Annotated in this window: 7 protein-coding genes; 2 read left to right on the forward strand and 5 right to left on the reverse strand. The window is 49.4% G+C overall.

Going from position 1 to position 12,818, the window contains the following annotated elements; genetic code table 11:
- Positions 1 to 28: 28 nt before the first annotated feature.
- Positions 29 to 673 carry an HAD hydrolase-like protein gene (locus ACYVFD_RS11010; RefSeq protein ID WP_461090067.1) on the reverse strand — a complete coding sequence of 215 codons (645 nt, stop codon included), beginning with the start codon at positions 671 to 673 and terminating at the stop codon, positions 29 to 31.
- 195 nt (positions 674 to 868) lie between these two features.
- Between ACYVFD_RS11010 and ACYVFD_RS11015 the strand changes: the two genes are divergently transcribed.
- Both ACYVFD_RS11015 and ACYVFD_RS11020 read left to right on the forward strand, forming a co-directional pair.
- Complete coding sequence (locus tag ACYVFD_RS11015; protein ID WP_461090068.1) at positions 869 to 1,846, forward strand: lipid A deacylase LpxR family protein; 978 nt, start codon at positions 869 to 871, stop codon at positions 1,844 to 1,846.
- 107 nt (positions 1,847 to 1,953) lie between these two features.
- Positions 1,954 to 3,393, forward strand: a complete 1,440-nt coding sequence (locus tag ACYVFD_RS11020) for an RNA polymerase sigma factor (RefSeq protein ID WP_461090069.1) — start codon at positions 1,954 to 1,956, stop codon at positions 3,391 to 3,393.
- 254 nt (positions 3,394 to 3,647) lie between these two features.
- Here the strand turns inward: ACYVFD_RS11020 and ACYVFD_RS11025 are convergent, their stop codons facing one another.
- The 4 genes from ACYVFD_RS11025 to ACYVFD_RS11040 all read right to left on the reverse strand — a co-directional run bounded on the left by ACYVFD_RS11025 (position 3,648) and on the right by ACYVFD_RS11040 (position 12,540).
- The gene (locus ACYVFD_RS11025; protein WP_461090070.1) at positions 3,648 to 7,067 is read right to left on the reverse strand and encodes a VCBS repeat-containing protein; all 3,420 of its coding nucleotides are present in this window, start codon (positions 7,065 to 7,067) and stop codon (positions 3,648 to 3,650) included.
- Between the two features lie 324 nt (positions 7,068 to 7,391).
- Positions 7,392 to 9,248 carry a RagB/SusD family nutrient uptake outer membrane protein gene (locus ACYVFD_RS11030; protein ID WP_461090071.1) on the reverse strand — a complete coding sequence of 619 codons (1,857 nt, stop codon included), beginning with the start codon at positions 9,246 to 9,248 and terminating at the stop codon, positions 7,392 to 7,394.
- Between the two features lie 18 nt (positions 9,249 to 9,266).
- Positions 9,267 to 12,440 (reverse strand): SusC/RagA family TonB-linked outer membrane protein, encoded by a 3,174-nt coding sequence (locus tag ACYVFD_RS11035; RefSeq protein WP_461090073.1) that lies wholly within the window; start codon positions 12,438 to 12,440, stop codon positions 9,267 to 9,269.
- On the reverse strand, positions 12,406 to 12,540 hold the full coding sequence (locus ACYVFD_RS11040) for a hypothetical protein (protein WP_461090074.1): 135 nt from the start codon (positions 12,538 to 12,540) through the stop codon (positions 12,406 to 12,408). Before ACYVFD_RS11040 ends, ACYVFD_RS11035 begins: the two co-directional genes overlap by 35 nt.
- Positions 12,541 to 12,818 lie beyond the last annotated feature (278 nt).

Consider the following 12,818-nt stretch of genomic DNA (forward strand, 5'->3'; position numbering starts at 1 on the left):
CGTCCTTGCGGTGTTAATTAACAGTGCTTTAAGCAGACGCGGGTTTGCCAAACACAGCGCGGTGAATGTCATCGACGGTATGAAATAGTTCGATACCTGAATAAGTGTTAAAACTATCGCTTCGGGTAAATCCCCAGGCTACGGCACCAAACGCCATTTGCTCCTTGCGGGCTGCTTCCAGGTCCCGAACTTCGTCTCCTACACAAAGTATGTTCCGGTGCGAAATGCCACTTTTAGTTGCTACTTTCCTGAACTGACTGGATTTGCCAAAAATAGCTGTGCCGCACCGATAATACCGGATCAGGGCTGCGTTTTCTGGCCCGAGTACGCGACGGATATTTTCCTCCGAGTTAGAACTAACAATAGCTAACTGAATGCCCTGGCTGGCAAGCTGCTTTAGCAAATCAGTAATCCCGTCGAACAGTTGAATTTGACTGATGTTGTCGCCCATCAATCGAATAAACGTACGGGCCACAAAGGGCATTTTCCAGGCTGGCATACCAACATGTTTCATCATCTGGCGCACGGTAAGACCCCGTATCTGATCAACTTCTTTAGGGTCAATCCGCTTAAACTGATAGATGTCAGCCAGCGTATTGAAGGTCTGTCGAAAGAACGGAAATGAGTCGGCCAACGTACCGTCAAAATCAAAGATGACCAGCTTGTAGTTCACAGTATATGCATTTATAGCGATGGAAGGGGATTCCTGGACCAGACGATAGACGGACCGATGCAGGAAAAGTAGCAAAGAAAGCGGCCATCAGCTAAATAAGCGTAAAAATGAACGATGAATAGGTGTGGAGAAGGATAAAACGTACTTCTTTTATAACGGATTTGCCTGTTCGTTGTCTGACAAGTCATTAACGATATGCCCAATTTTCTTGCCTGTCTAGTACGAATTGGTCTTTTAGGATTGTATGTCGGTAGCTGTTACGGCCAGCAACATCCATTTGAGCTGAAGGTTACATCGGAAAATGATAACTATTGCTTAAACCTGCACGATGGGTATTATACAAATGGCTTGTTTGTTACGCTCAATTATCTACCCGATCGGCTCAATGAACGGATTCGCGAAACGGGCAAACTCTCGAAAATTACTGGTCAATACCAGGCTGGTCAGATGATCTTTACACCTGAGTTTGTGACGCCGAAAACCACGAAGGATTTGATGGATCGGCCTTTTGCCGGATACTTGTTTCTGCAAAAAGGTCTGACGTTTTACTACAAAAAAGGGCATGTGCTGAAAACGTCAGTGGCCGTAGGGACTATTGGAAAGAATTCTTTGGTGGAGCAAACACAGCTATTTATTCATAGAACCTTTGGCTTGTTCCAGCCCAAAGGCTGGAATTATCAGATCAACAATGAAGTGGGGGTGAACCTGCAAGGGCGATACTGGCATGAATTACTCCCGGAGTCCTGGCGTAAATCCCGCTTCGACCTGCATGGCACATCGCAATTGACGGTTGGCAGTCTATTTACTAATGCATCGGCCGGGCTCCTGTTTCGGGCCGGACGTTTTGCCCGTCCAGATCAGTCGTCGCTGTTCGATGCCCGTGTTGACCGAGTCGTGTCGAACGAGGCTACCGAGTTCTATGTGTTTGCACAGCCAGCCTACCAGTACCAGTTGTATAATGCGACCGTGCAGGGCGGGTATTTTACAAATGATGCCGGAGCCATCCTGTCGCCTATCCGACATTGGGGGTATCAGTATAACATCGGTCTTGTTTTCTCACCACCCCGCTGGACGTTTCAGCTAGCTTATTCCTATAAACAGCGGGAAGCAGCCACCATGCGGCACAATGAGCAGTTTGTCGGCCTGACGATGGCGTACCGATTTGGCCGATAGCGTCTATACGTATGCATAACCTATTGATTTGCTTTTATTTGCAGTTACTGTTTTAATTGGCGCTATATTAACTGCCACCCTTTGATAAAAAAAGCATCATTGTCTTTATGAAGGAGGGAATCAATAGTTTTTGGGAAGCAACCTATAGACAGAGCATTGCCAAAATGATTGGTCTTTGCTACCGATATACGTATGATCGGCAGATCGCCGAAGACCTGGCCCATGATGCATTTCTGATCGCAATTGATAAATCGGCAAGCTTCGAAAACAAGGGTCCTTTCGACGCCTGGTTAAGACGTATTGTTGTCAATGTTGCCTTGCAATACTTGCGGGAACAAAAAAAACAGAAGGCCCATCAGGTCGGCATTGCTTATGAGATCAGTTCCGTAGAGGTGCCCGAGGAAGCCAATTATCCAGAACGTTCATTTTCTGAAACTGAACTTTTAGAGGCCATTTGCCTTTTGCCCCAGCATCATAGACTGGTGTTTAATCTATATGTATTTGATGGCTATACTCATGCTCAAATTGGAGCCCAATTAGGCATCAGTGAAGGAACCTCGAAGTCTCATTTGGCGAGGGCTCGAAAGAAGCTTCGGGAAACTCTTACTGAGAAAGTGGGTCACCACAAGATGCGTAAGTGGTTATTGCTGCTTTGGCTTCCTGATCAGTTCGGTTGGATTGATCAGGTGTTCAGGAGCCATTTAAACGAGTTCGGATTACAGCCTCAGCAAGTACTGATTAGCGATAGCATGAATGCTCTAAATATACCCATGTCATCGGTCAAATCGGCTTTCTCTTTTCATGAAATCTTTATGAAAACGGACATAGCAGGCTTAGCCATTGTGCTGAATGTAACCCTTGTTTCGTGGTTCCACTTTACAGCGTATCCGATCAGGCAAAGGCCTGCGATAGTAGAAAAATCGGCTGAACTACCAAGAGCCGCATTACAGCCAGCAGCGAATACGAATAAAAAATTGACAGTTGTAGCGCCATTGACTGCCACGCTTTCAAAAAATACCATCATAGCTAGTAAACCAATGAAAACTAGCGAAACTATGAAAAAGGTGAACACCGTAGGAGCATTGCTACTGACCAGCACGGCGCTGGCATTTGATTCGACAAGCCAGTTGCGTAGCGCCCAATTGCCTATTGGGTTAATTAACCAGCCAATTGTTGAAAATACGGCCAGAGAAACGGTGGGGCTGTTTGATCGGATACGTCCTGCTGCTAAACTGGATTCTCCCAAAATGCAGGGTACGTTTTATGCATCAGAACTGTTTTGGGCCGAAGGAAATAATCAGCTTTACTTCAAAGGCAATCATGTGAACGTTAGTCTCAACACGCAAAAATTTACTGGAAGTGGCAAGTTTTCTTTCTTAGAACAACTAAGCTATTTAGTAGTCAACGGGACTGTCATGAAGCCAAATGAGATCATACCACTTTCAGACAAGAAATATAACCTGGTCAAATTGCCGCCAGCAGAGGCCGTCAAAAAGTATGGCGATAGAGCCAGACTTGGCGCCGTTGAGATTACGCTTGCGGAATAGCGTCTGGAGTTTTGTCACCTTTACTGGATAGAGAAATAAAAAAAGCAGGTCCTAATTAGAGCCTGCTTTCCGTTTTCAAACCTAACCTAAATTAAACGTACAATCATTGCCGGATAACAGCTTCCCGAAAGTTTAGCGCTTTCGGGAAGTTAGCGCCTGCATATAATCAGTTCTATTGTTAAGACTTTAGTCGTAAAATTGAACCAGGAGGATAACAAATAATCGAGAGCGCGATGAAGTGGCGTGGGACACCTCTATTTTTTTGATTTTTGAGTTACTTGATACGCTCGCACCGGCTGCTGGTTCATACCAAACAGTAGTGTATTGCCGATTGGTAGTACCGAACGAACATCGCCCGTCAATTGAAAGCCTGATTGCATCTGTGGAATAGCCGAAAAACCGCCTTTGCCATCACCTTTCAGCAACAGGCCGTAATTGGCGTCGGCACGCCCGAAACGCAGACGTACCTGTGAAGTATTGCCACAGAGTAACAGGTCTTTATGACCATCCTGATTATAATCAAGCGGTGTAATCGTAAAAACAGGTGAGATCTGAGCGGCCAGTGGTAACGGTTTTTCGGTCAGTTTTCCAGTCGAAGTGCTGATAAAACAACTTGTTTTCAGCTCGTTGGCCATCAGTTTAGGGGCGTCGGCCAGTTCCTCCTTGGTAAATACTTCGTTCAGCGTGGCGTTGGAATAGCTATCGTAATTGGTAAACCGAAAGCGCAGCATACCAAGCTGGTCGAGGAGTTCGTCGCGGGTGGCGTGGGGATAGCTTTTGCCCTGCACATACAAACACAAAATCGGATCGATTTTGCCGTTTTTGTCGAAGTCTTTGTAGATCAGTTCGGCTGGCTCGGTATCGCTGGCGCGGCATTGGGTATTCAGTCCCTGATTACCGACTAGTAGATCGGCCCGGCCGTCACCATTGAGTTCATCGACCAGCAGTTTGTTCCACCAGCCCCGATACTCCTTGTCGAAATACGTTTTGGTCTGATCGCTAAACTTATTACCCGTCTGACTCAACACCGTAATCGGCATCCATTCGCCTACCAGCACCAGTTCAGCTTTTCGGTCGGCATTCAGATCGACCCAGGCTGCATCCGTAACCATACCAATGTGCGCGATCATGGGGGCCAGTTGAGCCGTTTGGTCTGTAAAATGACCTTTGCCGTCGTTGATAAGCAGGTAACTTTGGGGCGCTTCGGGATAGCGGCCCGGTACAACGCGCCCACCCACAAACAGGTCGGGTTTGCCATCGCCATTGATGTCGGTGGCCCGCACGCAGCTTTTGCTGGTGAGCATAGGGGGCAGGGCGTTTGTGCTTTTAGTGAAAGTTCCTTTGCCATTGTTCAGGTAGAGTCGATCCTGTAGTCGGGCATCGTCGGGTAGCAAATCACCATAGCCACCCCGGCACACATACAGATCAGGGTGTCCGTCGGCGTTGGCATCGAAGAAAATGGCGTCGGTATCCATGCCGCCTTTATCGGTAGTAAAAGCAGGTTGGGCTGCCTGGCGGAATGTATTGCCAGCCTGCTGAATAAATAAAGCCCCAGCCTGATCGCCACTGCCACCAATAAATACATCCTCAAGGCCATCGCCATTCACGTCGGCTTTGGTCATGCAGGGGCCATTGAACGACTGCGCATTGACCAGTAAAATCTGCCGTTTGAAATCATTCGTTCGGTTGATCGCATCCGTGAATTGAATGGGTGAAGTGCTCTCCTGAAAAAGCGGGGGCGTAGGCTGATTGACAGGTAAGGTAGACCCGGCATCTTTTTCCTGAATGGTCAGAATTTGATCGGCTTTTACCCCTTTGAGAACCTGGCTTTTGCCTGTTGGCCAGACAATTCGAAGGGAATCGATGGCGGCATTGGTTCCTAACCCTACATGCAGTCGGGGCGACATGCTGGACTGATAACCCCGTATAGGCATCTGTTCCACATATTGCTGACGGCCAGCCTGGTAGACGGTCACTTTAGCACCAACCCCCTGCGTATTGGCTCCCTGACCAACAAGCTTGATCGATAGGTAATGGTGTTTTCGTTCGGCATTGGTTTCGTTCTGAAAAATGAATGCCGGTTGATTGGTATTGTTAACAACCAGGTCGAGGTCGCCATCATTGTCGAGGTCAGCGTAGGCGGCTCCGGTGCTGTTTGAGGTTTGGGTAAGTCCCCAGGCGGCTCCTACATTGGCAAAGGTTACCTCGCCCGACTCATCACCACCCCGGTTGCGGAACATGTAGTTCGGTACGTTCGAGGATGGAATCTTGTGGACCAGTTCCAGCACATCTTCACGGCTGAAGTTGGCCGGGCGGTTGCGCATGTAATCGGTCATGAACTTCAGGAAATCCTGATTCGTATAGTCACGGACATACCCGTTTGTTACATACAGGTCTTTCCATCCGTCGTTGTCATAATCGGCCAGTAGGGGAGACCAGCTCCAGTCCGTATTCGAAATACCCGCCAGTTGGCCAGTTTCGGCGAAAAGTGGCGGGGCGCTTGGTGCATGGCGCGAAGAGTTCGAGTTTTTTTTATCGCTCCCTGCTCCCTGCTCCCTGCCCAAGTTCAACTGCAGCATATTCCGCATGTGCTGGTAATAAAAACCGGAGGATACGGCCAGGTCAAATTTTTCGTAGTTGTCGGGCGCCATCAGCAGTTTTTGCCGACGGTTGTCTTCCGGCAACATGTCGAGGGTCAGAATATCGGGTAAGGCGTCGTTATTTACGTCGGCTACATCGTTGCCCATCGAGAAATGGGACGTGTGCCTGATGCTGGTATTGAGTTGGTTGGTAAACGTCCCGTCGTGGTTGTTAAGGTAGAGGTAATCGGGAATGGTGTAGTCGTTGGAGATGTAGAAATCAGGCCAGCCGTCGCCGTTCAGGTCCGACACGCCCAGGCCCAGGCCATAGCTTAGCACTGAACTGCTCAAACCGGCCTGCTCAGTCACGTCTTCAAAATGATTGCCTGTATTGCGTAGTAATCGAACGCCGATTTCGGGATTAGTTTGTTTTAGCAGAGCTGCCGTAGGACCAGGGTCAAGAACGGGCAGCAGACGAGGGTTGTGATTCAGTAGAAACAAATCCAGGTCGCCATCGCGGTCGTAGTCGAAAAAGGTCCCCTGCGTCGTCTGGCCGGGTCGGTCGAGGCCCCATTGTGCGGTTTGTTCAGAAAAATGCGGAACTCCCTGGGCATCAGCTCCTTCATTGATGAAGAGCTGCGGGATTCGCTTGTGCGGAGGTAAACTGCCCGAATAGCAAACGAATAAGTCGAGTCGACCATCGCCATTGACATCGGCCATCGACACGCCCGTTCGCCAGGGACCTTCGCGTCCGGCCACTCCGGCGGTTGCTGTAACATCCGTAAACTTCATCTGCCCTTTATTCAGGTATAGCTGATTGGGGACCATATTTCCGCTGAAATATAGATCCTCCAGACCATCACCATTCAGGTCGCCTACAGCTACTCCGCCACCATTGTAGAAGTACTCATACATCAACACGTTGGTGTTAAGTCCTTCAGTCAGGGTATTGGCAAAGGTGACCCCCGTTTGCTCGGGCGTAAGCGAAGTGAAGAGTGGTGAGCCATCCGTAGCGGTGTCGGTCGAATCCGATTGCCGGCAACTTGTCAGGCAGAAGATTCCCAGCAGGAATCCTAAAGAAATAACGGTTTTCACGAAATGAAATTTAGGAATGGTCAGGCCTAGTCAAAGGTGGTCAAGAGTAGTCAGGCGTGGTCAAGTGGTGGTCAGGTATTGTCAGAGATAGTTTTCTAACGTTCACCTATGCCTGACCACTTACAATACCTGAGCATACTTGACAACCGTTACCCCAAAGTAAAACGAAAAAAGCCAGCACTCATGAGCGCTGGCTTTTTTCATCTGGACTTGCGCAGCCGTTTTTATAGGAATAGTCAGAAGAATAGTGATTGAGTGAATTAGCGATTGAGTGAAAGGCTGAGGCATGTTTTCACTCAATCGCTAATTCACTCAATCACTCAATTAATTATACCCCGGATTTTGGACTAGTTTATTGTTCCGGTTGATTTCATCGCGGCTGATCGGCAGGAAGTAGATCTTATCGGCCCATTTCCGGTTTTCCTTACCTGTTCCCAGATCCTGAACACTGTACGTATAATTGTAATTGTCTTTATTGTACTTATACGTCGAAACAGTTTTGCCTGACTTCAGTTTTCCGGTAATAACGATGATTTTAGCCTGACTGCCCAAAACGGTTGGTGCGATCATCCAACGGCGAACATCATAGAAACGCTGGTCTTCGAAGAGCATTTCGATATTTCGTTCGTTCTGATAACGGGCTACCAGCGCTGCACCTGTTTCGGTGATGGCAGGCATACCGACCCGGAATCGCACCCGGTTGATCCAGGCTTTAGCTTCTTCTTCCTGACCAAGTGCCATACAAGCCTCAGCATAGTTGAGAACAACTTCCGTGAAACGAATCTGAATCGATGGAACTTCCTGACGGATACTCATGTCGACCAGGGTTGGATCGGGGTCCATGAACTTGCGGATCGCGTAACCTGTCCAGGTACCATTCCAGTTTTCGATGGTGCTGTTGCGCGTGTCCAGGCCAGCATAAGGGGTAGTGGTGCCACCGCCCGTTCCGACTTCGTAGAAGCCCATCTGGATTTGACCGGCTGGATCAATACCAGCTCCATCGGGTGTACGCGGTTTCCACTGGGCTCCATCATACAGAATCGATGCATAGAAACGTGGGTCGCGGTTTTCGTAAGGCGCGGCAGCATGGGTTGCGTTTTTCCAGTCGAATTTAGTACCATCCATCATTTCGTAGCTGTCGACCAGTTGCTGAGTTGGCTCGCTGGATGTCCAGCCATGATAGCCGTTTGGCATGTTGTTGCGTGGATACCAGGAACCCCAGTCGTCGAACGAAGCGCGGATGTAATATTTCAGGAAAATACCATCAGCTTCACCACCATTACGCGACAGATACATGTTGATGTAGTTCTGCTGGCCTTCAGCAGCCGCAACGGGAGCGGCCAGATTCAGTTTGTAGCCGTACAGATTGAGGTCAATTACAGCTTTGGCGGCATCTTTAGCTTTCTGCCAACGGGCCGCGCGGTCGCCACTGACATAGCCAAGCAGCTCAGGTTTATCGAAGCTGGCAATGACCGACGATTTTGCTTTGGCGGTTGGAATATCATGCAGGTCGCTGGCAGCGTAGAGCAGAACACGAGCTTTCAGCGACATCGCAGCGCCCTGGGTAGCACGTCCGGCAGCCAGCGTTTTGCCTTTCAGCAGGATAGCCGCTGAATCCAGGTCGCTAACAATCGAGTTAACGCACTCTTCGTAGGTATTACGGGCGATGCCAAAATCGGCTTCATTCAAGGTGTACGCACTTTTTATAAGGGGTACACCGCCGTAATACCGCAGAAGCTGATTGTAGAAATAGCCACGCAGGAAGTACATTTCACCCTTCATCCGGTCGGCAATTCCATTGGTGTTCTCGAACTTTGGCTTAGCCAGATTGGCCAGTGCGATGTTGGCTGCCCGGATCCGCTGATACATGGCACTCCATTCCATCGTCGATTTTATCGTTCCCAGATTGGAAGGGCTTACGTTGGCTTCGTTGACGTCCTGCTTTCCGAAGCTGTACAGGGCATTATCGGTCTGGCAGTCGAAACTCATCTGATCCAGAATGCCATCGCGCAGGCCGTTGTATACGTCGGTAACAAACGCTTCGGCAAGAGCCTGGTCGGACCAGACCGCGTCACCCGATACCTTATCGAGTGGCTTTGTATTGAGGAAATCCTGATTGCAGGCTACCAGCGTAACGCCTAATAGCAGGCAGAAAGACAGGCATTTAATGATATAGTTCATAATGTGGTTGAAATTCGTTTAGAAACTGACAGACAAACCGGTGTTGATGATCCGGGCTTGCGGATAGTATTGGGCACTACCACTGGTTGATTCAGGATCGAACAGACCTTTCATCGATGGCGAGTAAGTAGCCAGGTTCAGCCCATTTACATATACCCGCAGGTTGCTCAAACCAACTTTGCTGGCAATTGCAGCTGGAAGCGTATAGCCCAATTCAACGTTTTTCAGACGAACATAGTCGGTGCTCTTGAGCCAGTAGCTGGTTCCGTTGGAGAAGTACTGGTTGCTACGGTCAACAATGCGAGGGTCGGTCGTGCTTGGGTTATCGACTGTCCAGCGGTGATCGTAGCTCCATTTCAGGAAGTTACCAATCGTACCTGATTCGGTTTGCAGGAAGATCTGTCCACCTGTCGAAGCCTGTAACAGAACGCTGAAGTCGAAGTTTTTCCAACGCAGATTACCTGAAAAACCGCCCTGGAAGCGAGGCTGGTTGTTGCGGTCGGCCCGAACGCGGTCGTCGCCATTGATCTTACCGTCACCGTTGATGTCTTTCAGCTTCATATCGCCCGGACGCAGTACGCTGGCGCCTACACCACTGTAGTCAAGCTTGTTAGCATCGATGTCGGCCTGAGTTGTGAAAATACCGTCGTACTGATACAGCAGTGTACCGTTGGCCTGGTTCGGATCGTTCACGTTGCTCGGAATGGGCTTGCCGGTCGAACGTTGCCATTCAGGAGCACCTGGGGTTTCGTCCCAGAACGTGATTTCGTTTTTGGCATAACCACCGTTTACACTCACCGAATATTTCACTTCGCCAGCCTGACCGTTGTAGCCTACCCGGAACTCATATCCCCGGTTGGTAACCTTACCGATGTTGGTAGCCGGTAAAGTAGCGCCTGTTGTTTGCGGGATCGAAGCACTTTTCCGCCACAGGATGTTCGACCGTTTGTTCATGAATACGTCGAACTCGAAGAAAATTTTACCGTTCAGGGCCGATCCTTCCAGACCGATGTCGGTGTTGTTGGCTACTTCCCAGGTCAGCGTAGTGTTCGGTACGCCGTTTTCATACAGCGTCTGCGCTACCTGATTGCCGACTACATAACCCCAGTTGGAGTTCACGACATCACCATAGGCGTAGGTTGGGAGGTAGTCGTACTCACGCAGGGCGTTGTTGAAATACACCTGGTCGTTACCCAACTGACCCCACGATGCCCGCAGTTTGAGGGAGCTGATGGCCGATAAGCTCTTCTTGAAGAAATTCTCTTCCGAGATCCGCCAGCCAGCCGATACCCCGGGGAAAAATCCCCAACGGCTGTTGGAAGGGAACATATACGAGCCATCGTACCGCCACAGGAATTCGGCCAGGTACTTTTCTTTGTAGTTGTAAGCCGCCCGACCGAAGTAGCTCATTCGGGCACGTTCCCAGGCTGCGGTCGTATTGCTGTTTTTCTCAGCGCTACCACCGGCAAACAATTGGTCGATAGCTGTCGAGGCAAAATACTTCCGGTAAGCCGAGAACCCATTGGAGTTCGATTGTTCTTTGGTGATACCGGCCAGCAGGGTGATAGCATGGTTACCGCCAAAGGTATGATCGTACGACAGAATACCCGACAGCAGCGAGTTAAACTGGTCGTTGGTATACTGGTTTAGGGTTGCCTGAGCAGGGCCTTTAGCTACCTTTTGCAGGATTGGCTGCTTGTTGGCATCGTACGAGGTGTAATCCCAGCTATAGACATACCAGGGCGTTTGCCAGGTTTTACCTTCCTGTAGGTATTTGTCGAAGGCTACGCTACCGCTGAATTTCAGACCTGGAATCCAGGGGTTGGTGATGTTTACGCTGGCATTGCTTTGCAGGTAGTAGCGAGTATCCTTATCGTAGCCAGTTGCATTGCTCGTAACCAGAACGGGCTGTTGGCCATTCTCGATGTCGGGAGCAGGCAAGCCATTTGGCCAGTAAGCTGGCTTGTTTGGATAGCCGCGCATCAGCATCCGGAAGATAGCGCCCGCACCAACGGTTGGGAAAAAGCGGTTTTCCTGACGACCCACCACGCCAATCACCGTGCTGATGTGTTTGCTGATCTTGGCGTCCAGATTCAACCGGAAGTCGTACTGCTTGTAGCCCGTTGCCGAGTTTTTGTAGTAACCGTCCTGATTCTGGTAGTTGGCCGATGCGAGGTACTTGATGTTTTCGCCACCCCCAGTCAACTGCAACGTATGTCGCGATTGGGGTGACCAGTTTTTCAAGGCAGCGCCAAACCAGTCGGTATTAGGGTACTTCCAGGGGTCCGAGCCATCCTGAAACTTCTTGATTTCATCGGGCGTATAAGCCGCCTTGGCAATGGCACCATTGTCGGGGCGAGTAAAGCTACCCGTTGTATTAAAAGCGGTATTGGCATCTTTCCAATACTGCGCGGGCAGGTTGTACAGGTTGATCTCGTTGTTCAACTGGGCATACTCAGCCGCCGACGCCATCTTAGGGATCACCGTGGGTTGTGCCCATCCCTGGTTAAAATTGTAGGATAGTTCGGGTTTACCGGTTTTTCCACGCTTGGTCGTTACCAGAATAACCCCGTTGGCAGCCCGTGAACCGTAAATAGCGGCTGACGCATCTTTCAGAACGGAGATACTCTCGATGTCGGCTGGGTTCAGTCGGTCAATACCGCCGGCCCGGGCTGGCACCCCGTCGATAACGATTAAGGCATCGTTGTTACCCAACGTGTTTGAGCCTCGAATTCGAATGGTTGAGCCGTCATAGCCCGGTTCGCCACTGGCGTTGGTGGCAATAACGCCCGGCATCCGTCCGGCAATCGAGTTGGTCATGTTAACGGCTGGCGATTTGACTAGATCCGTTCCTTTTACTGTAGCCACAGCACCGGTTACGGTTTCTTTCTTTTGTTCGCCGTACCCTACCACAACGACTTCATTCAACATCTTGTCGTCTGAAGCCATCGAGATATTGATTTCGCTCCGATTGTTAAGGGCGATTTCCTGACTAATAAACCCAATGTAGGAGAATACCAGCGTTGATGTTCTGCTGGGTGCATTTAACGAATAAGCGCCGTCGGCCGATGAAACAGTACCGGTCGTTGTTCCTTTTACCACAATACTTACCCCTGGCAAAGCCAACCCCTGTGCATCAGTAACCTTCCCGGTAACCTTAGTCTGGGCAAAGGCTGCGGTCGATAAAAGCATACAAAACAGAAGCAAAGAACGAAACGCAGGAGGTAGGGTCAGTGCCGCGTTCGTTTGGAAGGTACTCCTTCGTAATGAGAAGACCTTCTGGCGTGTACATGGTTTTTGCATAAACATTAATTAAAAAAATGGATAATAAAAAATAGGTTAATATAGGGGATAGAAAGACGGCGATTTGTTTATCAATCAGGCATACGACTAGGCAGAATTGCCCTGATTGTCAACGATTGTTATAGGTATTGATGAATGTAGATTAGTGTAACTAGTGCACTGTTGTACGTATTATGTAGCTTGATGCTAAGGAGTAGCTAGTAGCTGGGTCAAATTCAACTCAGCTAAGCTCATTTTGATGGCCAATGGATAGTATTGCAAAAATAT

The organism is Spirosoma gilvum, assembly GCF_054776815.1.